The following is a 23552-nucleotide window of genomic DNA, read 5'->3' as shown; positions in this document are numbered from 1 at the left end:
CAAACTACCTAAAATGAAAAACAAGATTATCTTAGCATTGCTATTCTTAGTGTGTGCACTACAAGCACAAAAACCGACCCCAGAATTTGTGGTACACCCCTTTTTACAAGATGCTACCCCCAATTCTATTATTATCAAATGGGAAACCTCACATGGAGAAGAAAGTATCGTAGAATGGGGAAGCAGTTCCAAGCTAGGAAAGAAAACAAACGGCATTTCCTACGATATCAACTTTAGTGCTTCCCGCATTCATGAAGTGAAAATAGAAGGTCTTAAAAGATTCACTACCTACTTTTACCGAGTTCGTACGGGCAAATTGGTGTCCGATATATTTCAGTTTAAAACGCCTCCTTTTGGCAGCGACAACCAATCGTTCAACATGTTGGCCATGAGCGACATGCAGATTGACGGGCAGTTTCCTGACAAGTTTTCTGAAATTGTCAACGATGGTATACTGCCTTTTCTGAAAAATGAATACGGTGATGAAGTGCCTCAAAACCTGGCATTGGTGATGATTCCCGGTGATTTGGTTTCCGATGGTACCAACTATAGCCATTGGACCGACCATTTTTTTGAACCTTCCAAAAATCTATTTTCTGAAGTGCCGGTATATCCCGTTTTGGGAAATCACGAGAAGAACACCACCTACTATTTCAAGTATTTTAGTCTGCCGGAAAATGGAACACCTGCCTACGCAGAGCACTGGTGGTACAAAGATTACGGCAACGTTCGAATTATCGGGCTTGATTCCAACGACGGCTTCCGAAATATACAAAAGCAATACGATTGGCTTCAAGAGGTGTTGAACGATGCAGAAAAGAATGAGGATATCGATTTTGTCTTCGCCCAATTGCACCATCCGCATAAATCGGAATTATGGATTCCCGGAGAAGAAGAATCCACCGGTAAGGTGGTAAAGATGCTGGAAACCTTCACGGACAAAACCGGAAAGCCCAGTCTTCACTTTTTTGGTCACACCCACGGCTATTCAAGAGGTCAGTCTAAAGACCACAAACACCTGTGGGTAAACGTAGCCAGTGCTGGTGGCGCCATTGACAATTGGGGCGAATTTGAGGGCCGCGACTATGATGAATTTACCGTTACCCAAGACGAATACGGTTTTGTGATGGTTGAGGTAGACGCCACCCCTTCGCAACCTAAGTTCACTTTGAAAAGAATAAGCAGGGGCAATGAAAATATTTTTAGGAACAACGAAAAGACAGATGAAATAACCATTTACGCCAAACAACGTAAACCCAACACCCCAGAGGCTGTGAAACTAAATTCCACCGTGGCTATTACTGGAGCCATGTTGAAAGCAAAACCATTTACTTCCAATTTTGAAGGGGCATATCACGATGCATCGCACTGGCAAGTAGCCACTGACAAGGAATTCAAAAAATTGGTTTTGGACAGTTGGAAGCAGTCGGAAAATTGGTATTATCTTGAGAATCGTCAAAAAGATGACGATTTGACCGATGAGCCTACCAAAAGGCTTTCAGCAAATACCGTCTATTATTGGCGCGTGCGTTACCGAGACCAAAACCTCAACTGGAGTGATTGGTCTGCAACCGAAACCTTTAAAACCGAAGCCAAATGAAAAAGTTGACCATCACCTTTACCCTGCTAATCATTAGCTCGCTAAACCTTTTTGCTCAGGAAGATACCAAAGTAGTTTTAATCACCCTGGATGGTTTTCGTTGGCAAGAACTTTTTACAGGAGCAGACCCGCTTTTGGTAGCCAACAACGAATACGTTCATGACACCACAGACTTAAAAACTCGGTTTTGGAGCGAAAATGCAGAAAAAAGAAGAAAAACGCTTTTACCCTTTATTTGGAACGAAGTTTCCCAAATGGGTGAAATTCACGGAAACAGAATTTTAGGGAGCAAGGTGAACCTCACAAATAGCATGTGGTTTTCATATCCGGGATATCATGAAATTCTCAGTGGTTTTGCAGATGACGAACGTATTACCAGCAATGCCAAAATGAACAATCCCAGTGTTACATTACTAGAACTTGCCAATAAAGATCCGCGGTATAGGGCGAAGGTTGCTGCTTTTGCCAGCTGGGATGTTTTTCCCTTTATCATAAACGAAGAACGCTCCGGTGTACCGGTTAATGCCGGTTTTGAAATAGCCAAGGGTAATAAGCTGACCGATAAGGAAGTTTTTCTCAATAAAATGCAGCCTAAAGTTCCCAGTCCTTGGGGTACTGTACGTTTAGATGCCTTTACACATTATTATGCCTTGGAATACATGCTAAAGGAACACCCCAGTTTGGTGTACGTGGCTTATGGTGAAACAGATGATTTTGCCCATGACGGGGAATACGATGCCTATTTAAAATCTGCCCAGCAGACCGATGCCATGATCAAAGAACTTTGGGAATTTACCCAAAAGGACCCTTTTTACAAAGACCAAACCTTGTTCATTATTACAACCGACCATGGTCGTGGGACCGACCCCTTAAAAACATGGAAGGACCACGGGAGTAAAGTAAAAAACGCGGGGGATGTCTGGATGATTTTATTCGGAAAAGGGATTCACGGAAAGGGGGAGGTTTCCCAGAAAGAACAATTGTACGCCACCCAAATTGCTCCCACTGTTCTTGAAGCTCTGAAAATCCCCTATGACAAAGAAAACCTTCAAGGAAATCCCTTAAAATCAAACAACTAGAAAAGATAGTTTCATAATCATTGCTTGATATTCAGTTAACCTCAATCAAGCTGCTATAAGCGACTTTTGTCACGGATTACATGAGTTAGTCTAGTTTGAGTTAGTTAGAAAAAAACCGGTGTGTCTCATACACCGGTTTTGTCTTTTTAAGTAAGGTCCATTAATGTTAATGAAACATAAGAAAAGTAAACATGACCTTTAGCTAACAATTAATTAATCAAGCGTTTACAACTTGGTTAAGTTTAATTTGCAAAATTTGGGATACCCTATTTTCATGCTTATGAAGCTAATAGTAGTTTACTTGTCCACCCTTTTGGTCAACTTCTTTATCTCTCGACTAAGAAGCTACTTTTCGCCTCTTAAGTTCAAGAAAATCAAGAAACCCCCATTCCATACTGCTTCATGAAAAAAAGACCCGTTGACATTGTGGTCATTTCCGATGTGCATCTAGGCACATACGGTTGCCATGCCAAGGAACTCATCAAATATCTTAAGTCTATTAAACCCAAGCAGGTGGTACTCAACGGAGATATCATCGATATATGGCAGTTCAGCAAAAGGTATTGGCCAAAATCTCATATGAAGGTAATAAAACTACTTATGGAGTGGATTGCCAAGGGAGTAAAGGTTCATTACATAACGGGTAATCATGATGAAATGCTGCGGAAATTCGTAGGCTTTCAATTGGGTTCCTTTAGCATTGTGAACAAACTGGTCTTGAACGTTCACGGCAAAAAAGCTTGGATTTTTCATGGCGATGTTTTTGATGTAACCATGCAACATTCCAAATGGCTGGCCAAATTAGGTGCCATTGGTTATGATACCCTTATCCTTTTAAATAGGGGCGTAAATTTTTGTTATAAGAAACTAGGTCGAGGACCTGTTTCCATGAGCAAAAAAATAAAAAATGGCGTGAAATCTGCCGTTAAGTTCATCAATAATTTTGAGCAGACAGCAGCCGATATTGCCATAGAAAATGAGTTTGATTACGTTATTTGCGGACATATTCATCAGCCTGAAATAAAAACCATTAGGACTGATAACGGCGCCGTGAAGTATTTAAATTCTGGCGACTGGATAGAAAACCTGACCTCTTTGGAGTATGCCAAGGGAAAATGGAGCCTTTACCAGTTTGAAGAAGATGCGCAACTTATGAGTTCTGACCCTGAAGTAAATGACCCCTCGGAGATGCTTGAAAAGAAAGCCCTTTTTGAGAGTCTTTTGGCTGAATTCAATAGTATGTCCGCATCAAAACCAACCAAATAATTCCATTACCAAATATTGCTTTGAAATGAAAGTGCTTTATGCGATACAAGGAACGGGCAATGGACATTTAAGTCGAGCAAGAGACGTTATTCCTGCCCTTCAAAAACAGAATATAGAATTAGACCTATTGGTCAGTGGGACCCAGGCGGATATTCCGCTGCCTTATCCCGTAAAATACCAATTGGGCGGTTGGAGCTTTATCTTTGGAAAAAAAGGAGGCGTAGATATGTGGCGCACCTATGTAAGGACCAATTCCAACAGATTACAGAAAGAAATAAGAACCATTCCCGTTCAAGATTATGATTTGGTCATCAATGATTTTGAACCTGTTTCTGCCTGGGCCTGTAAATTAAAAAACAAGCCCTGCATATCCCTAAGTCATCAGGCGGCAGTAATAGCTCCAAACGCACCAAAACCCAAAAAAAACGACCCGTTAGGTAAGCTCATTTTGGCTAAATACGCGCCTACAACAAAACAGTACGGTTTTCACTTTAGAAAATATGATGATCAAACTTACACCCCCATCATTAGGCAAGAGATAAGAAATACGACCCGTACTATGGGCAATCACTATACGGTATATCTACCTTCCTACAGTGATGAGAAAATACTTCATGTTCTTTCCAGTATTAAAAACACTTATTGGGAAGTCTTTTCAAAGCACAACGAAACTAAATTTTTTTGGAAAAACATGACTATTAGCCCCATAAACAATGACGCCTTTATTAAAAGTATGGCCAGCAGTAAAGGAGTTCTTTGTGGCGCAGGGTTCGAAACTCCGGCGGAAGCCTTGCACATGCAGAAAAAATTAATGGTCATTCCTATGAAAAGTCAGTATGAGCAGCAATGCAATGCTGCAGCTTTAAAGGAGTTGGGTGTACCGGTCATTAAGTCCCTAAAGCTTAAACACCTTGATAAAATTCGCGATTGGGTAGACGGTGACTTTAAATTGGACATTCATTATCCGGATATTACCGAACAGATTATTGAACGTGTCATTCAGGAAAACTATGCCGGTAAAACAAGTCAAGCTATTTAATGCCGAATTTCAAAAGTAAAAAAGAAGGTGCTACCATCGACAAAAAGGCATTTCCTAAAAACTTCGTTTGGGGTGTTTCTACTGCTGCCTATCAAATTGAAGGAGCTTATAATGCCGATGATAAAGGAACCTCTATATGGGATCAATTTGTACTAAAAAAAGGAGCTATCTACGGTGGCCAGACCGCCCAGGTAGCCTGTGACTTCTATCATCGTTATCAAGAAGACATCTTGTTGATGAAATCGATGAATATTGAGAACTTCCGGTTTTCTTTGGCATGGACGAGAATCATTCCCGAAGGGCAAGGAACCGTAAGCCAGGCAGGTATCGATTTCTATAACAGAATAATTAATTTTTGTCTTGAACAGGGTATTGTTCCCTGGGTCACCCTTTATCATTGGGATCTGCCCCAAGTTTTAGAAGATAAGGGCGGATGGAGCAACCGAGAGGTGCTGCAATGGTTCGAAAATTATGTGGAGGTATGCACTAAAGCATTTGGCGACCGAGTGAAAAATTGGATGGTCCTAAACGAACCTATGGTGTTTACCGGTGCGGGCTACTTTTTAGGGGTACATGCTCCCGGAAAAAAAGGCTTACAGAATTTCTTGCCAGCTGTACATTATGCTACGCTAAGCCAAGCCCTTGGCGGTAGAATCATTCGAAAAAATGTGCCCAATGCGAATATAGGTACCACCTTTTCGTGTTCACAAATAACTCCTAATTCAGATAAAAAGAAAGATTTGAGAGCTGCCGAAAAAGCTGATGCCTTATTGAACCGATTATTTGTGGAACCCACACTAGGCTTAGGTTACCCGATGGAAAGTGTACCGGTACTTGAAAAAATTAGGAAATACATACAGCCAGGTGATATGGAAAACTGTCTGTTCGATTTTGATTTTATAGGCATTCAGAATTATACACGTGAGGTGGTGAGGCATAGCTATACCGTACCCTACTTGAGGGCAAAAATTGTGAAAGCTACCAAACGGAAGGTTCAGACCACTTTGATGGATTGGGAAGTATACCCTCCCAGCATTTACGAAATGATTACCAAATTCAGTAACTACGAAAAGGTAAAAAAAGTTATTGTTACCGAAAATGGGGCCGCTTTTGAAGACCGATTAGACCATGGTGAGGTAAACGACCCTCAGCGCACGCAGTATCTACAAAACTATATTGGCCAAGTGCATAAAGCCGCAGAAGAGAACAAAAAAGTAGCGGGTTATTTTGTGTGGACCTTTACCGATAATTTCGAATGGGCAGAGGGTTACTTCCCTAGATTTGGGCTAGTACATATTGATTTCAAAACACAAAAAAGAACGATAAAAGCTTCCGGAAAATGGTATCGCTCATTTTTAAAGGAGTCGGAAGTTCTTGTGAATCAAGAAAAAAACACCGTCTCAAACTAAGGCAATCGAAATTCCGGCTATCCTTAAAAATCAAATCTTCAATTATTGTTGTTTTTGGCGGAATTGAGAGCTAGTGTTTTTTTGATAATAATCAGATTACTTTTACTTAATATTCAATCCGCTTTTAGTGCCGATTTTTGCGGCATCATAATTTGAGTTAGCAAAGTTTGAGTTAGTTTATGAAACCGGTGTCGCTCTCGTCACCGGTTTCTTGCATTTTAACTTTTGACTACCTTTGAAAACCAACCGAACCAACAACGTACCGAAAATGAAAAAGTTCCTCTTAATTACCGGCCTGTTTTTTGGCATTCAACTATCATTCGCTCAAAATTCGACATCCTATAAGGTGCACTCCCATAATGATTATCTTCAAGATGTCCCTTTTTGGAAGGCTTTTTCGGCAGGGGCCAATTCGGTTGAAGCTGATTTGTTTTTGGTAAACGACTCCCTATTTGTAGCCCATACCCAAACTGAAATTGAAGAACATCGAGATTTTGAACGCCTCTACCTGCAACCCATACAAAGGAATATGGAATACGGTAAAGGATTCGACACTCCTTTTCAACTTTTAGTCGATATTAAATCCGAAGCCAAACCCACCTTAAAAAAGTTAATTGCCGTATTGAACAACTATCCAAAAATAATCAGCAACAAAAAGGTATCAATCGTTATATCCGGAAATAGGCCCGAGCCAAAGGACTATGTGAACTACCCAGATTTTATATGGTTCGATTATCAAAGTGTACAACCCGTGGAGAACCAAAAAATAATGGATAAGATTGCCTTGGTAAGCCTTAGCTTTAAACGAGTAACCGCTTGGAACGGAAAAGGCAGATTGACCAAAGGAGATTTGGAAAAAGTAACATCAGTCATAAAAAAAGCTCATAAATTGGGGAAACCTTTTCGTTTTTGGGCCACTCCCGATTCCAAAACAGCTTGGAAAGCCTTGGCACATTTAGGAGTTGACTACATTAATACAGATATGCCATTTGAATGTGTGGCCTACATGTCAACTTTACCAGAAAGGGAATATCAAAATCAGGTTTTCTCCGAAGTTTACAAACCAAGTTTTGCCTCCGATCAGAAAAAATCGAAAGTTAAAAATGTAATTTTACTGATTGGGGACGGTAACGGATTGACCCAAATCTCGGCAACCACCTTAGCTAACAATGGGGAAACCACCTTGACTCAATTGAAGAGCATCGGTTTTTTAAAAACACAGTCCGCTGACGACTTTACCACAGATTCCGCCGGGGCAGGAACGGCATTGGCAACAGGTCACAAAGCTCCGAATAGGGCCATAGGAATGACCGCCAAAGGCAAAGTAGAAAACATCACAGAGATTCTTAATAGAAAAGGATTTGTATCCGGAATTATTACCACTGATGAAATATCTGGTGCCACACCATCATCGTTTTACGCTCATCAAATGGACCGTTCCCTATCAGATGGCATTCGAAAAGATTTAGAAAAAAGCTATATAGCCGTTATTGCCAGCACAGACCGAAGCGAAAGTTTTAAAGATTCAAAGTTTACTTTTCTTAAGTCACCCGAAGATTTGGCTTCTTCAACTAATACTAACATAGGTTTTCTTATGGGGAAGGTTGATGATAAGGATAAAAAGGAACTCGCAATTACAACAAAACACACTTTAAAGTACCTTGAGAATACTAAAAACCCATTTTTCTTGATGGTGGAAGGGGCAAAAATAGATTCCCATGGGCATACCAATGAAATTGACGGGGTTATTAATGAAGGAATTGGTTTTGATCAAGCCATTGCAGAAGCGTTAAAATTCGCAGATCAGAACAAGAATACTTTGGTCGTCATTACGGCCGACCATGAAACTGGCGGACTAACCATCCCTCAAGGTAAAATAGAAAAACATGAAATTGAAGGGGATTTTACCACCCATGACCATACGGGAGTTATGGTACCTATATTTGCCTATGGGCCACAATCTCAATTATTTCAAGGAGTCTACGAGAACAATGAGGTGTTCCATAAGATTTTGGAAGTATTGAATGTACAACAATAAGTCTTTTTCTTACTAATATTTTTCTTCGGTCCGCAATCAAAATTCTGAGACTTCAAAGCGGATTTCTGGCCATTTTTACCCACATTTCCTTTAGTAAATTGAGCATCAGACTACTAAAAAAGCTTGTCTAACATTTAGATAACATTAGGCCTCAAAACCATACTTTTTGGTAAAATAAGTATGAACATTCCCTAACCTTACCCCTTCCCCCTTCTACTACTTTTGCCACTTTCAAAAAAAGTATAACATAAACACTCTTTTTAGTAATTAACAATTAGAGAATATCTAAAATAATAGTAAAATATTTATTATTGCATTACAATTAGTAAACTTAAATTTACAATTATTTAATATTTTATTAAACTATCTAACAATTAACCAAACTAACATGAGAAACAGTAAATTATTATTCTTGTTATGCGGCCTGCTATTTGCATCGGCAACTTGGGCCCAAACAGTGGTTACAGGAACGGTAACCGATGAACAAAATTTGCCATTGGCAGGAGCAACTGTCCTTGTAAAAGGAACTAGCAATGGAACATCAACGGATTTTGATGGTAATTTTAGTATAGAGGCCAATGTAAATTCAGATATTCTTGAGGTTTCCTATATTGGGTTTTCCACCCTTGAAGTCCCTATTAATGGACAAACCTCTCTAAATGTTCAATTAACTGAAGATGCCACCCAGTTGGAGGATGTAGTGGTAGTAGGTTACGGAACTCAGAAAAAATCGGATGTCACAGGTTCTATTGCATCCGTTAAAAGTGAAGATTTCAATCAAGGTGTCGTTGCCAACCCAGGCCAATTGCTTCAAGGAAAAGTTTCAGGGGTCAATATTACCAATGTAAGCGGGGAACCCGGAGCTTCACAAAACGTTATCATTCGTGGTGTAGGTAGCCTTCGTTCAGGAACTGCCCCGCTCTATGTAATTGATGGTTTCGTTATTAGCAACAATGATATTGGAATGGGGTCTAGCCCATTGAACTTTATCAACCCTCAAGATATCGCATCCATGGATGTTCTTAAGGATGCCTCGGCAACTGCCATTTACGGTGCACGTGCCGCTAACGGGGTAATAATGATCACTACTAAAAAAGGACAAGCTGGCAAATCCGAAATTAACCTATCCGTTTCAACGGCAATGTCTTCAATTGCTAAAAAATTAGACCTTTTCACCGCCGATGAATTTAGACAACAAGTGGTTGCCGCAGGCGGAAACTTGGACGATCAAGGAGGCAATACAGATTGGCAGGATGAATTAACGCGTACCGGAATTACAAAAAATGTAAATATCTCCATGAGTGGAGGCGTTAGCGAGAAGTTCTCCTATTTTGTATCCGGTGGTGTTCAAGACCAACAAGGTATTTTTTACAATAGTGATTTAAAAAGATACTCTGGGAGAGTAAAACTTAATCAAAAGGCATTTGATAACAGGTTGAACATTGATTTTAACCTAACCGCTTCTAAAACCATAAATGAAAGACCGAATATTGGGGCCACAATTGTTGACATGATACAATTAAACCCAACATCTTCCGCTTATGAAGCCAATGGTAATTTTGCGGTGTTGGAAGGTGCCAGCGGTTTGATATTAAACCCTCTGCAACGTAATGACATTTATTTGGACGAGGCTAGAAGCAATCGTATTCTCGCCAATATCACCCCATCTATTGAGATTGTAAAAGGTTTGACCTACAAAGCCAACCTTGGTGTAGATTATTCCTTAACTAACAGGGATGTCCAAAACAAACCTTACTCCCTAGGTGAAGGTCTTTTTATGGGTACTTTGAACACCATATCAACGGAAAACAGCAATTTCTTAATTGAAAATACCTTGAATTATAAATTGGATTATGGAAATCACGCCATTACCCTATTGGCAGGACACTCCTACCAAGAGACCCAGTTTGAAAGAAAGGATATCTTTTTCCAAGGTGGATTTGCCAATAACGGTATAGAACCCCGGTATCAAGACCAGTCAAGTACAGAAGTAACAGCAACTACAATCGCTTCTACCGCTGTTATTGATGAGCTTCAATCTTATTTTGGAAGATTAAACTATGCCTATGCAGATAAATATTTGTTCACCGGTACTTTACGGGCAGATGGTTCTTCTAGGTTTGGAGCCAATAACAAGTACGGTTATTTTCCTTCCGTTGCCCTGGGTTGGAATATTTACAAGGAAGACTTTTTGGAAGACAGTAATGTATTCAACAATTTAAAGCTGCGTGCCTCTTGGGGACAAACGGGTAACCAAAACGGCATAGCAAGCAAAGCAAGCTATGCCAGTTATAACGATTCTAGAAGCGATAATGACACCTATCCTTTAGACGGAACAGAAAACACCTTGGATGATTACCCTTACGGTACCATTGCGGTAAGAACTGCAAATCCTGATTTAAAATGGGAGGTGGTGACACAAACCAACATCGGTCTAGATTTTGCATTTTTAGACGGAAGTCTGTCGGGTACCCTGGATTACTTCAATAAAGTAACAAATGATGTTATTCTGTTCGCCACTACTCCAGACCCTATCAATCCTACTGAGAAATATTGGACCAACTTTCCTGATATGAAAGTGAAGAACAAAGGTTACGAAGTAGCCTTGGACTATAGAGGTAATGCTGGTGAAGATTTTACTTATAATGTTGGCGGTAACGTTTCCTTTATTGACAACGAAGTAGAAGGTTCTATCTATTCAGTAATTACTTCAGGTGCGGCGCAAGGAGCTGGTCAATCAGGAGCAACCATCAACGGATATATCAATGGAGAGCCCATTGGTGCTTTTTACATGAAAGACTTTATTGGAATAGATGATGAGGGTAACAATATTTTTAGGGATGTGGTAGAAGACGGCGTTTCATTGGATAATGACCGCTTTGTGCCGGGCACCGCCTTACCCGATTTATTGTACGCTTTCTATTTGAACTTTAACTACAAAAACTTTGACTTAGGGCTTAATTTCAATGGAGTATCAGGTAATAAAATCTTCAACCACACCGCCATGTCACTATACAATAAAGGACAATTGGTAAATAATTTGAACACAACGGATTTCTCCGTTCAATACCCAAATGAAATACCAACAAACTCCAACGACGTATCTACAAGATACTTGGAAGATGGTAGTTTTTTAAGGCTGAACAATGCAAGCCTTGGATATAACCTTGATCCCGAAGTAATAGGACTTAGAGATTTGGTAAACAACATTAGATTTAGTCTTACGGGACAAAACTTGTTTACTATTACTGACTATTCCGGTTTTGATCCGGAAGTTAATACCGGAAGCGAAATTGACCAAATTCAAACATTTGGTATCGATAGATTTAGGTATCCTTCAGCTAGGACCTACCTATTCGGTTTAAACGTATCATTCTAATTAAAAAATTATGCTTAAGATGAAAAATAATATAAAAATAGGAGCATTGATGGTACTTGCGGGGCTATTGTCCTTTAGCTGTACCGATTTGGTAGAAGAACGAATAGATGAAACTGAATTTGGTGCAGAAGCAGATCCTATAGAGGGCGCGATTGCCCCAGCTTATGGGTATATTTCTTGGACATGGCGCCACACCAATTATTTTGGCCTTCAGGAAGTTTCTTCAGACGAAGCCATCTTGCCGTACCGTGGTGGTACGGATTGGTTCGATGGGGGTAAATTTATTGCGGCGCATCAACATAATTTCACCCCGAGTAATGATTTGGTTGCCTCCGGTTGGAATCAAGTTGCCATTAACATATCAAGAACCCTTTCTGCCATAGAAGTACTTACTCCTCTTTCAAATGAAGGTAATGCCGAAGCAACAGGCGCTTTATACGAAATGAAGGCTCTACGGGCCTATTTGAACATGTTGATGCTTGATAGTTGGGGTATCGTCTTTAAAAAAGAATCTTCAGATGCGCTTTCTGAAATCTTAAGAACAGACGAAGCTATCGCCTATATCGAAAGTGAATTTCTTTCCGTTATCGACGGTATTAATAATGATAAAGGACCGGGAAGAATCACCCAAGATGCCGTAAAAGGATTTTTAGCAAGATTATACCTTAATGCAGCTGTCTATAGAGATCCCTATGGCACTCCTAATTTTACGGATGTGGATATGGACAAGGTTATTTCATATACCAACGATATCATCAATTCTAACAGCTACGCGCTATCACCAGAATATTTTGAGCTTTTTAGCGATGAAAACCACGACAATGCCGAGCTGATATTTGCACTTGACCAAAGGGGTGTTCTTAGCAGAGAGCACAGTCGCTGGGCCTATTGGTCCATTGCCGGTGCCATGATTGCAAGACCTGAGTTCTTCCCGGACAACACGGCAGACGGTACTGATGGTCCGGCTGTAACACCAGACTTTTATCAATCTTGGGTAGACGCCTATGGAGATGTGGACCCTGCCGATGCCGATGCACGTTTCTATCAACGCAATACCATTGTTCCGGAAGCACAGCTTTCAGATTTGGAAAATCGTGATCCCCTTTTGGAAACGGAAACGGATGATAGTTACTATTGTCTTGAAGCTACGGATTTTGAAATGGATAGAGGAATCCTTCGAGGCATTCAATGGGGGCCTCGTAGAGGTGATGGAGACCTTGTAAAATGTGATGATGGTTCTTTAAGGATTTATCCTCTTCAACAGACCAAAGGCAATGGGCCAGATAGGGACACGGGGTATGTTGATCACACGCTGCAAGTAGATTTTACGACCGAAGGGTCTTTGCACCGCGCCGGTTATCGTTTTTCAAAATACCAATTCAGCCGTACCTCACCTAATGGTAATAATTTTAGTAGTGTAGATTTAGTTTTAATGCGCTTGGCCGAAATTTATCTGATGAGGGCAGAGGCTAAACTACGTAAGGGTGACAATGCTGGTGCATTAGCAGATGTAAATATGGTAAGAACCTCTAGAAATGCCAGACCGGAACAAACACCTGCTGCCTTAACAGAATTGGATTTGGATATTCTCTTTAGGGAAAGAGGCTTTGAATTTTATTGGGAGGGACTGAGAAGAACCGATCAAATACGTTTTGGTAAGTATGAAGATCCTTGGACTGAAAAAACAGATGCCGATCCTAATAAAAGGCTATTCCCAATTCCACAAAGTGCCGTTGACGGTGCTTCGGGTATTGATGGCTTCTTAGAACAGAATCCCGGATACTAAAAATTTGATTTTCTTTTTAAAAAATGGGTGGGCGATGGTCCCACCCTTTTTATTTTTACATCAAATTCAACATGTCAAAGCAACTAATGCGGTTAAACAAACACTTCTCAATCATATTACTTCTAATTTTTCTTTCCTGTAAAAAAGAAAACCATCCCAATCAGGAAAATTTTAGGATTGCCTTTATTTCTGATGTTCATTTGCTCGATGTCAGGGGTACATTAGAAGGTATTGGATACAGCGGCATAGACAACCCCAAAACGGGTGAGAAGGCCCTGATCAGAACTATGGAGGCCCAATTGCACTCAACCAGGCTTTTTAATGAGAATTATTTTGCGTTTAAAGAAGCTCTTGATGATGTGGTCAAAAGGGGAATTAAATTGGTGGCGCTTCCCGGTGATTTTAGCGATGATGGCCAACCGATCAATGTGAGGGGACTCAATAAAATCTTGAACGAGTATACCAAGAAACATGGAATTACCTTTTTCATTACCACGGGAAACCACGATCCTACCAGTCCGTTTGGGGAGGAGGCCGGCAAAAAAGATTTTATGGGGCCCCAAGGCCAGCGGCAACCCATTATGAGTTCAGAGGGCCTTCATAAGCCCCAATCTGGAGAGCTTCCGGTACTAATAAGCGAAGATATTAAAGAAATGGGGTATGAGGAAATCGTAAACGAACTATCCCAACATGGTTTTTTCCCTATGGAAAGCTATACCTATTGGGAAACACCGTTTTCCAAATATTCCTATGACACCTATTCATTTTCTGAAATCAAAAAGAATTCCTCACTTGAAAACAGAACCTATCAAATAACCGAAGGTTCTACCCCACAACCCGATGTAAGTTATTTGGTAGAGCCCGTTGAAGGCTTATGGTTGGTGGCCATCGATGCCAATGTATATGTTCCTAAAGAAGACGGACTACATTTTCACGGTGCCAGCATTGGCTATAATCAGGTCATTGAGTATAAAAAACATCTGGTGGATTGGGTGGCTCGCATTGTTCAGAAAGCCAAAAAGCATGGTAAAGAGGTGGTGGCATTCAGTCATTATCCCATGATTGATTTTAATGACGGTGCTTCTTCTACCATGAAACAACTGTTTGGAGACAGGGCTTTGCAGGCCCATAGAATTCCAAAAAAGGAAGTGGCACAATTATTTGCCGATGCCGGGCTTCAAATACATATTGGCGGACATATGCACATTAACGATTCGGGAATAATCACTACGGAAAAAGGAAATACCCTGGCAAACATTCAAGCACCCTCACTGGCGGCCTACCAACCGGCTTATAAAATCTTGGAAAAGAAAACTGGTCCCTTTTGGGATGTGAAAACCGTTGTTCTTGACAAAGTGAAAAACTATGATGAGTTTTTTGAGCTCTACGATAGAGAACATAATCACCTCACCCAATCAAAATCTTCGAATATTTGGAACAAAGATGTATTAGAAGCCGAAGATTATCTTGATTTCACAGATTTTCACCTTCAAGAACTGGTAAGACTGCGGTTTTTACCTTCGGAGTGGCCAGAAAAGCTAAAATCGCTGCTTTTGGAAAACTCTGGTATGGACTTGCTTGTACTTTCCCATTTAAAATCGAAAATAATCCCAGAAGCTTTTAAGACAACCGAGGCTTGGCAAACTGCAAGTAAAGAAGCACAAGAACAATTGTCTTCTTCTAACTTGTCTAAAACTGACTTTACCCATTGGACAGGCCTTGACTGGATAACCGATTTTTACCGATTAAGAAGCGGAGATGAATTGGCTCAACAATCCATTCCTGATAACCGAATAAGCACCTACCGACTCATCATTCAAAATCTGGCCAATAACGACACAGATAACTTAACCCAGCTGAAAGAATTCGGGCAAATATTTGAATATCAACTTCATTCGGAACCGTCCGGTAACTTCACCATCGACCTACAAAAGAAAATGCTTATTCCACATAAAACAATCAGCGATTAATCAATAAGTCCGAATGCCCTCGGCAACCACAAGGATAATTCCGGGAAATAAGTAATTGCCATTAAAACGGCCACCATGACCAATAATAACGGAACCAAAGGCTTGATAACTTTGGTAACCGGTACCTTGGCTACACCACTACCAACAAAGAGCAACGTTCCTACTGGTGGTGTACAAACACCGATACAAAGGTTAAGCACGATAATCATTCCGAATTGAACAGGGTGCATGCCCAAGGCCATGGCCACTGGCAAGAAAATTGGGGTGAAAATCAACACAGCAGGAGTCATGTCCATAAAGGTTCCTACAATCAACAATATCAGGTTGATCATTAAGAAAATAAAGATAGGATTGCTCACATTATCCAATAATGCCGATGTTAGCATTTGCGGAATTCCTTCAAAAGAAAATAACCACGACATGGCCATAGAAGTAGCAATCAAGAACATTACGATGGCCGTAGTTCGTGCGCTTCTCAACAACAAAGGTTTAAAATGGCTCACCTTTAATTCCTTATTGATAAAACCTAGCAACATGGCGTAGACTACGGCAATTGCAGCAGCTTCCGTTGCCGTAAATACGCCTACTACGATTCCCCCAACAACGATTATCAACAGGGTCAAGCTTAAAAATGCCCTTCTAAAATCTGCGAACAATTGCTTAAAACCTACTCTAGGTGCTCTAGGCAAGCCTTTTCTTTTAGCATAGATAAAAACCATTATCATGAGCGCCAGGCCTACCAGAATACCAGGAATATAGCCTGCAATGAACAAAGCTGCTACCGAAGCGGTACCACCACTGGCCAATGCAAATATGATCAATACGTTACTTGGTGGAATCAAGAGCCCTGTTGTGGAAGAACTAATATTGACTGCCGCACTGAATTCCCTTGGGTAACCTTCACTTTCCATTTTCTCCGTTAATGTACTACCTATCGCAGATGCCGCTGCCACCGCCGATCCGGAGATAGCACCAAAAAGCATGGCGGCGATAATGTTAACAAAGGCCAGACCACCGGGCAAACTACCTATCAGTGATTTGGCAAAATCGATAAGCCGTTTTGCGATGCCTCCCGTATTCATGATTTCACCGCCCAAAATAAAGAAGGGTATGGCCAGAAGCGCAAAATTATCAATACCCGTTGTCATTCTTTGGGCAGCGGTAGTGGTAGCCGGCAAATAGGCAATATTCAGAATTAAGGTAAGTGTGGTAGAAATACCAATGGAATAGGCTACAGGAACTCCGTAGGCCAACAAACCAATGAAACTTACAAAAAGAACGATAATACTAATAGTCTCTATGCTCATTTTAAAAGTTTAGTTTCTTAATATTATAATAAGAGAAAAATATAATGATCAATCCGGAGACGGGAACGATTGCGTAGACAAACCCTAGTGGGACCTGCAAGGCTGAGGAGGTCTGACCTAAGGATAAAGTGATATAGACCAAATTTCCACCACCAATCACCATGATTACCAGTGCAAAGACTGCCATCATTATCTGAATAATCTTCTGTCTCTTGATTTTCTTCTCTTCGGGAAGCTTGGTCAATAAAAAATCCATGGACAAGTGCCCATCCTTACTTCCATTAATATGGGCCGCCCCTAAAACGGTCAGCCAAATAAGGGAAAATCTAGCAAACTCTTCTGTAAAGGAACTTGATTGCCCTACAACATAGCGCGAAACCACCTGCCACACTACATCAATGACCAATAACCCAAAGATGACGGCCAGCAGGGCCTCAATAACTTTATTTAACGTAGTATATATCTTATCCATTAGTTAGCATTTATCTTTTCAATGATAGGTCTTAACTGTGGGTCCTCAAGTAGCCTTTCCATTACCGGTCTGGATTTTTCTACAAAAGGTGCCTTATCGGGATAAATGAACTCAATCCCCTTTTCCTTCAGCATTTTCATGTTTTCATCTACGGTTTCCTTCCAATATTGCTTTTGTTTGGCAACACTTTCATCCGCTGCCTCTTCCAACCAAACTTTTTCCTCTTCGCTTAATGAGTCCCAAAACTTGGTTCCAATTATTACTACGTCGGGTACCATAGTATGCTCATCAAAAATGTAATATTTACAAACTTCAAAATGGTTGGAGCTCACAAAAGAAGGGATGTTGTTCTCCGCACCATCAACCACGTTCTGTTGCAAAGCGGTATACAATTCCCCAAACGCCATAGGAGTTGCGGAGGCGCCTAACGTATTGGCCATATCTACCGACATTTGGTCGTTCTGAACCCTCAGTTTTAGTCCGTCTAAATCATCTGGAGAATTGACCGGGGCATCTTTCGTATAAAAACTTCTAGCTCCTGCATCGTAAAAACATACCCCTCTTAGAAGGTACTCGGTTCCACTTGCCAAAAGTTGCTCACCCACTTCCCCTTCCAGGTTCTTGAACAAATGGTCGCTATCACGGAACAAATAGGGAATTACCGTTATTTTATATTCGGGAGCAAAGTTAGAAAGTGCCGAAGCACTTACCTTAGTCATGGCAATACTCCCAATTTGTAACAGCTCAATGGTTTCCCTCTCTGAACCCAACTGCCCGTCTGGAAAAATCTTTATCTGTAATTTACCTCCAGATTTCTCGTTCAATGATTCCTGCATAGCCACAATACCTTTGTGAACCGGGTGGGATGTAGGCAGGGAATGAGCGAAAAACAGTATTTTTTCATCACTGTTGGAGGCGCAGGAAAGGTTGAAAAGTAACCATGTCCCTACAAAGATGATGCTTAAGATTTTCCGAAAAGACATCAATTTAAAAAAGTGTTTCATCCGTTTGTAGTTTCAAGTAGGTTTACCCAAATTAGGGAAATTGGTCTGAGAGTACCAATTGTTTAAAGGTCAAAATAGGCTTTGGCGTTATTATAGCAGATATCCTGTACCATTTTACCGATCCATTCCATATCATTGGGCAATTCTCCATTTTTAATATCCTCCCCAAAGAGATTACAAAGAATCCTTCGAAAATATTCGTGCCTTGGAAAGGAAAGGAAGCTACGGGAATCGGTCAACATACCAATAAAACAACTGATGAGCCCCATATTGGAAAGGGTGTTCATTTGCTCCTCCATACCGTCTTTCTGGTCTAAGAACCACCATCCAGAACCCCATTGTACTTTTCCACGTACGCTACCATCGTTAAAATTACCGATCATGGTTGCCATCATGGCATTGTCACTAGGATTCAGGTTATAAAGAATGGTTTTGGTAAGCTTCTCCTTACCATCCAAAGTATTCAAGAATTTAGAAATACTCTGCGCTTGTGGATAATCTCCAATAGAATCCCATCCGGTATCGGGGCCTAACTGGGCCAACATTCTCTTATTGTTATTTCTAAGGGCGCCCAAATGGAATTGCTGTACCCAACCGAATTCATGATAGGTTTCACACAAATACCATAAAAGAGCACTTTGAAACTTAGCATTTTCTTCTGCTGTAACATCGGCCCCACCACGTTTCTTCTCAAAAATGGACTTGATTTCAGAATCCGTATAATCTTCTGCAAACAAATGGTTTAGTCCATGATCACAAACACGGCATCCGTTTTCGTGAAAATGTTCAATTCGGTTACGCAGGGCATTACACAGCTTTTGGTAACTGGAGATGTTCATATTGGTTACCTTTTCAAGCTTGTCCAAGTATGCATTGTAACCACTATCTGAAATGACAATGGCCTTGTCCGGCCTAAAGGCTGTACTCACTTTGGTGCCAAAAGAACTTTTTGCCAATTGCTGATGATATTCCAACGTATCAGTTGGGTCCTCCGTTGTACAAAGTACCTCCACGTTCATTTTAGATATGAGTCCTCTACAACTATATTCCGGAGATTGTAATTTTTCTGATGTTGCATCAAAGATGGAGTCCGCATTCTTATCGGAAAGTAAATCCGTTATACCAAAATAGCGGGTAAGTTCCATGTGAGTCCAATGATAAAGAGGATTGCGCATGGTATAGGGTACAGTATAGGCCCACTGAGAAAACTTTTCTTTTGCGGTACCATTACCGGTTATAAATTTCTCATCTACTCCCAAGGTTCGCATGGCCCTCCACTTGTAATGGTCTCCATCTATCCAAGCGGCAGTAATGGAATCAAAAACTGTATTCTCCGCTAAGGCCTTAGGCGATAAATGATTATGGTAATCGATTACAGGCATGTGTACAGCAAACTCATGATAGAGCTCTTCAGCATACTTGCTTTGCAACAAAAAATTATCGTTTATTAAATTGGGTTGTTTTGCCATATTTCAATTAATGTACTAATTTGATTTAGGATTAGCAGATTTTTATCGTCTACATTCTTAAATCTGCAAGGTTTTAAAAATAGAACTCTATTCCCTTTTAAACAAGAAAAAAGAAAAAGAATACAAAGAGGCTTCATAGCGTTCATCGTTTAACTAAAATCTTTTTAAGAAAACTATAACGTCGCTTATTTTTGGGTTTCCCTTGGTCGTTTTACATTCAGAAAAAAAATATAACCATGGAAAATTTAAAAGATAAAGTTGCTTATATAACTGGTGGCTCCAAAGGAATAGGTTTTGGGGTTGCTCAAAAATTGCTGGAAGCAGGAATGAAAGTCGCCATTAGCGGTAGAACGCTTCAAACGGTACAAAAAGCGGCCGCACAACTTGGTGATGATAGTAGGGTACTTGCCATATCTTCAGACGTATCCAAACTTAGGGATGAGGAAGATGCCGTTAAAAAAATCATTGCAAAATGGGGACAGATAGATGTGGTCTTGGCCAATGCAGGGGTCGGTAATTTTGCCTCAGTTGATGAAATGACGGAAACGGAATGGCACCAGATGATCAACACCAACCTTAATGGGGTGTTTCATACTCTAAAAGCTTCTGTAGAGGCACTTAAAAAATCGAAAGGGTACTATATGACCTTGGCTAGCTTGGCCGGTACGAACTTTTTTGCCAATGGCGCAGGGTACAATGCAACCAAATTTGGAGTAGTAGGCTTTACACAGGCCGCCATGTTAGACCTTCGAAAGTTTGACATTAAAGTAACTACTATTATGCCAGGTTCCGTAGCTACGCATTTTGCGGGGAACCAACCGGATGATAAGGATGCATGGAAAATTCAACCGGAAGATATTGGTCAAATGGTAGTGGATCTATTAAAAATTCACCCGAGGACACTTCCTAGTAAAGTGGAAGTACGGCCTAGCAGACCGGATAAAAAATAGGATAAAACTAAAAAGGCAGCAAAGCTGCCTTTTTTATACTTGCTTTTCGAGGAGCGGAATTTCCGGATTACAAATTTCTCGAATTAAATTGGCCAAATGCTGCTGAAATAATTCCAGAATTTCCAGGTTGATTTCCTTATTTTTTGTTCGACTCCTACTACTTTCCTTGGTAGCAAAGCTCATAAGACCGGCCCCCAAGTTTTTAAAGGAAACAATACCGGATTCCAAATTGTTGATACCTTCCATTTCATGAAACATTAAGGCGTAACAAAGAAGTTGAAAAGCTTTACTGTACTTATAATCCAAAATAATTTCTTCCCATTCCACAATCTCTACCTGTGAAGGAATCACTTTACCGGTTTTATAGTCAATGATGCGAATAACGCCATCCAATTCATCTATACGGTCTAATTTTCCTTTTAAAGTAATTGGATAATTAATTCCTGAAATATCCAAGGTGGTCTTCATGCTTTTTTCCAGACCTAAAATCTTTATTTGATGGTGTTCAAGTTCTGCAATTTCCATTGTAATAAAGTTTTCTACATACCGCACTACTACATTAAAAGCAATTAAGTTTCTACCTGTTGAAATATCGCCTCCCAAATAAGAATTGGAGAAGTGCTTTTGAACGGTTCCATAAATGGAATTCTTTAGTCCGTTAAGCTTATCTATAGACAGGTACGAACCGATAAATGGCGTATAAAGTTCTTCTAAGGTATCATGTACCACCGTACCAAATGTATTTGCGGCAATGGTTTCTTCCACCTCCAGAACATCATCGATACCTAAGAGATTTCGTTTATAAAAATCTATAGGGTTTCTTATGTAATTAGTCAGGGATGTTGGTGAAAAACCTTTGGTTGCATGTTCTTTAATTAATTTTAGCAAGTGTTGGTCTTTAACCACCTTTTCCTCTTTTTTTACTTGAGGCTGAATGATTGGTGCTGCAATAGATTCCGCTATAAACGATTTCATATTGATATCGGTTAAAAGTTGATGTATCAACCTACTTCGCTCCCCACCTTCGAGCACATCGGGCTCTGTATTATATAATATGAAGATATTCTTCGCCCTTTGAAGAAGCCTATAGAAGTGATAGGTATAAACAGCATCCTTTTCCTTATAGGTGGGTAGACCCAACCTTACTTTTAAGTCAAAGGGTATAAATGAATTATTGGATTTCCCTGAAGGAAGGATGCCTTCATTCACTGAAGTGATGATGACCGTTTCATAATCCAAATTTCTACTCTCCAACATTCCCATAATCTGTAAACCTTCTAAAGGCTCCCCTTGAAAATCCAAAGACTCAGATCCAACTACCTCCCTATAAAGCGATTGTAGCGACTTTAAGTCGTTCACAAACTGATGGTCCTTAATAACGTCCCGTAATTGATTAAAAACTCTATGGAACCTATAGAGGTATTCTAAACCTAAGGAATCGTTCTTTTGTTGAAGTACTCCTTTCATTTGTAAGATGAGTGCTTGGCAATTTTCTATCCATTGAATTGGTGTTGGAGTATTATCCAAAAACAAAATTTCACTCAAATCACTGTTAACAAGATCTCTAAGTTTTTGAGAACCTATATAGGCGTAATTATTGGTTTTAAGATAGGACAACAAGGTGTTTACCTTATTTTCCTCTTCAAAATCCAAGGTCAATTGAATATAGGGATGGGATAAAAACGATTCCAACAATCTATGAAACCAACCTTGGTCCGTTCTATTCAAATAAAGATTTAAATATTGATCAAAAAGGGAAGCCATAGGGGTTTGAACCAAAGGATAGCCCATAGTGATGTTAACCCTAGAAATTTCTTCGGGAATTGAATTTAACAAAGGATTCATTAAACTTTCATCGCCCAAGACAACTGCTGTCTTCTTTAAATCAATGGAAGTGTCCTCCTCTATTTCCTTTAACAACTGTCCTACATATTTGACCTGCGATATATTTTTTGGAACACCAATAATTTTTATCGCCTTATTCTGAAGATAATTAGAGCTAATTCCCTTCAATTCATTGTTCTCAAAATAAGACCACTCTTTTTTATGCTGACGAATGAATAAACCTGCATCGTGAATCTCATCATTAAGAAAATAAGAATCCAAATCCCAATAGATTCTGGCTTGGGTTTTCTCAAGTACCTCTTGTATAATGGTGCTTTCCGCAGTATTAAGAGCATTGAAACCTATAAAAACAAAATGCTTATCCGTATGAGACTTCAAGTACCTACTTAATTTTTGGCATGCTATTCTATACACCAGTCCCTGATGGCCTAAATCGCCACTAAGTAACTTCTCATTAAACCGGCCATAAAGTGTATCCAAATTATTCCAAAAACTCAGATATTCCTTCATCATTTTGGTTTTTTCCGCCTGAAGAGACCAATGATTTAATTCCTGTATTGCCGCCAAATTACTGAACAGGCTATTGGAATCTATTAGATATCTATCAATCTCATTAAAATCCTGCAAAAGAGTGGACCCCCATTTGGAAAAAGCAAAAAAATCATCCTTACGTTCCCAAGATTGTTCGAGGTAAGCCTCGTAAAGAGTAAATAGCTGTTTTGTATGTGAAGCAAAAGAAAGCCCTGAAATTTCTTCTACAAAGCCTTCAATACTATAGATATCAGGAGAGAAAAAGGTAGCGTTGGCCGTCCTCGCCAATAGAGTCCTAAGAAATGTTCCGGCCCTTTTGCTGGGTAGTACAAAAACCGTTTTTTCCAAAGAAAGTTTACTGTTTATTACTTCTAGGGCTACCTGTTCTAAAAAACTCTGCATAGCCCA

15 protein-coding genes are annotated in these 23552 nt (G+C 40.1%); 10 read left to right on the top strand and 5 right to left on the bottom strand.

Annotation, left to right across the window (positions count from 1 at the left end):
* Positions 1–13: 13 nt before the first annotated feature.
* The 9 genes from IL355_RS02750 (at position 14) to IL355_RS02710 (ending at position 15566) form a co-directional block, all read left to right on the top strand.
* Complete coding sequence (locus tag IL355_RS02750) at positions 14–1600, top strand: fibronectin type III domain-containing protein (protein ID WP_192460663.1); 1587 nt, start codon at positions 14–16, stop codon at positions 1598–1600.
* Complete coding sequence (locus tag IL355_RS02745) at positions 1597–2679, top strand: phosphoglyceromutase (RefSeq protein ID WP_192460662.1); 1083 nt, start codon at positions 1597–1599, stop codon at positions 2677–2679. The genes IL355_RS02750 and IL355_RS02745 overlap by 4 nt, the downstream gene beginning before the upstream one ends.
* A gap of 402 nt (positions 2680–3081) precedes the next feature.
* Positions 3082–3945, top strand: a complete 864-nt coding sequence (locus IL355_RS02740) for a UDP-2,3-diacylglucosamine diphosphatase (RefSeq protein WP_192460661.1) — start codon at positions 3082–3084, stop codon at positions 3943–3945.
* Between the two features lie 25 nt (positions 3946–3970).
* On the top strand, positions 3971–4984 hold the full coding sequence (locus tag IL355_RS02735) for a glycosyltransferase family protein (protein WP_192460660.1): 1014 nt from the start codon (positions 3971–3973) through the stop codon (positions 4982–4984).
* Complete coding sequence (locus IL355_RS02730; RefSeq protein ID WP_192460659.1) at positions 4984–6393, top strand: GH1 family beta-glucosidase; 1410 nt, start codon at positions 4984–4986, stop codon at positions 6391–6393. Before IL355_RS02735 ends, IL355_RS02730 begins: the two co-directional genes overlap by 1 nt.
* 268 nt (positions 6394–6661) lie before the next feature.
* Positions 6662–8431: an alkaline phosphatase gene (locus IL355_RS02725; RefSeq protein WP_192460658.1), complete on the top strand. Its 1770-nt coding sequence runs from the start codon at positions 6662–6664 to the stop codon at positions 8429–8431.
* A gap of 388 nt (positions 8432–8819) precedes the next feature.
* Positions 8820–11810: a SusC/RagA family TonB-linked outer membrane protein gene (locus tag IL355_RS02720; protein ID WP_192460657.1), complete on the top strand. Its 2991-nt coding sequence runs from the start codon at positions 8820–8822 to the stop codon at positions 11808–11810.
* A gap of 19 nt (positions 11811–11829) precedes the next feature.
* A complete protein-coding gene (locus tag IL355_RS02715; RefSeq protein ID WP_192460656.1) occupies positions 11830–13596 on the top strand; it encodes a RagB/SusD family nutrient uptake outer membrane protein in 1767 nt (588 codons plus the stop codon).
* 71 nt (positions 13597–13667) lie between these two features.
* Entirely contained in the window at positions 13668–15566 is a 1899-nt protein-coding gene (locus tag IL355_RS02710; protein WP_225621091.1) for a metallophosphoesterase, read from the top strand.
* On the opposite strand, the gene IL355_RS02705 is transcribed toward IL355_RS02710, so the two are convergent.
* From IL355_RS02705 to uxaC, 4 genes are all read right to left on the bottom strand, one after another.
* On the bottom strand, positions 15563–16873 hold the full coding sequence (locus IL355_RS02705) for a TRAP transporter large permease (protein ID WP_192460655.1): 1311 nt from the start codon (positions 16871–16873) through the stop codon (positions 15563–15565). The genes IL355_RS02710 and IL355_RS02705 overlap by 4 nt on opposite strands.
* A gap of 1 nt (position 16874) precedes the next feature.
* The gene (locus IL355_RS02700) at positions 16875–17345 is read right to left on the bottom strand and encodes a TRAP transporter small permease (RefSeq protein WP_187458007.1); all 471 of its coding nucleotides are present in this window, start codon (positions 17343–17345) and stop codon (positions 16875–16877) included.
* The gene (locus tag IL355_RS02695; RefSeq protein WP_192460654.1) at positions 17345–18349 is read right to left on the bottom strand and encodes a TRAP transporter substrate-binding protein; all 1005 of its coding nucleotides are present in this window, start codon (positions 18347–18349) and stop codon (positions 17345–17347) included. Before IL355_RS02695 ends, IL355_RS02700 begins: the two co-directional genes overlap by 1 nt.
* A gap of 62 nt (positions 18350–18411) precedes the next feature.
* Positions 18412–19818, bottom strand: coding sequence for a glucuronate isomerase (uxaC, locus tag IL355_RS02690; RefSeq protein WP_192460653.1), 1407 nt, complete (start codon positions 19816–19818; stop codon positions 18412–18414).
* Positions 19819–20054: 236 nt separating this feature from the next.
* Between uxaC and IL355_RS02685 the strand changes: the two genes are divergently transcribed.
* Positions 20055–20768 (top strand): SDR family oxidoreductase, encoded by a 714-nt coding sequence (locus IL355_RS02685; RefSeq protein WP_192460652.1) that lies wholly within the window; start codon positions 20055–20057, stop codon positions 20766–20768.
* 33 nt (positions 20769–20801) lie between these two features.
* Here IL355_RS02685 and IL355_RS02680 read toward each other — a convergent pair whose 3' ends face one another.
* Positions 20802–23546 carry a PD-(D/E)XK nuclease family protein gene (locus tag IL355_RS02680; RefSeq protein ID WP_192460651.1) on the bottom strand — a complete coding sequence of 915 codons (2745 nt, stop codon included), beginning with the start codon at positions 23544–23546 and terminating at the stop codon, positions 20802–20804.
* Positions 23547–23552: the final 6 nt, after the last annotated feature.

Origin of the sequence: Euzebyella saccharophila (assembly GCF_014855495.1) — a bacterium.
GTDB classification, from domain to species: Bacteria; Bacteroidota; Bacteroidia; order Flavobacteriales; family Flavobacteriaceae; genus Euzebyella; species Euzebyella saccharophila.
Note: the sequence above shows the minus strand (reverse complement) of the source record. Positions and strands in the feature narration are given on the sequence as shown.

Coding starts and splice junctions, on each gene's coding strand:
- IL355_RS02680 (WP_192460651.1), bottom strand. CDS start 23,546: ATGCAGAGTTTTTTAGAACAGGTAGCCCTAGAAGTAATAAACAGTAAA.
- IL355_RS02735 (WP_192460660.1), top strand. CDS start 3,971: ATGAAAGTGCTTTATGCGATACAAGGAACGGGCAATGGACATTTAAGT.
- IL355_RS02720 (WP_192460657.1), top strand. CDS start 8,820: ATGAGAAACAGTAAATTATTATTCTTGTTATGCGGCCTGCTATTTGCA.
- IL355_RS02750 (WP_192460663.1), top strand. CDS start 14: ATGAAAAACAAGATTATCTTAGCATTGCTATTCTTAGTGTGTGCACTA.
- IL355_RS02745 (WP_192460662.1), top strand. CDS start 1,597: ATGAAAAAGTTGACCATCACCTTTACCCTGCTAATCATTAGCTCGCTA.
- IL355_RS02695 (WP_192460654.1), bottom strand. CDS start 18,349: ATGAAACACTTTTTTAAATTGATGTCTTTTCGGAAAATCTTAAGCATC.
- IL355_RS02705 (WP_192460655.1), bottom strand. CDS start 16,873: ATGAGCATAGAGACTATTAGTATTATCGTTCTTTTTGTAAGTTTCATT.
- IL355_RS02685 (WP_192460652.1), top strand. CDS start 20,055: ATGGAAAATTTAAAAGATAAAGTTGCTTATATAACTGGTGGCTCCAAA.
- IL355_RS02730 (WP_192460659.1), top strand. CDS start 4,984: ATGCCGAATTTCAAAAGTAAAAAAGAAGGTGCTACCATCGACAAAAAG.
- uxaC (WP_192460653.1), bottom strand. CDS start 19,818: ATGGCAAAACAACCCAATTTAATAAACGATAATTTTTTGTTGCAAAGC.
- IL355_RS02715 (WP_192460656.1), top strand. CDS start 11,830: ATGAAAAATAATATAAAAATAGGAGCATTGATGGTACTTGCGGGGCTA.
- IL355_RS02710 (WP_225621091.1), top strand. CDS start 13,668: ATGTCAAAGCAACTAATGCGGTTAAACAAACACTTCTCAATCATATTA.
- IL355_RS02700 (WP_187458007.1), bottom strand. CDS start 17,345: ATGGATAAGATATATACTACGTTAAATAAAGTTATTGAGGCCCTGCTG.
- IL355_RS02740 (WP_192460661.1), top strand. CDS start 3,082: ATGAAAAAAAGACCCGTTGACATTGTGGTCATTTCCGATGTGCATCTA.
- IL355_RS02725 (WP_192460658.1), top strand. CDS start 6,662: ATGAAAAAGTTCCTCTTAATTACCGGCCTGTTTTTTGGCATTCAACTA.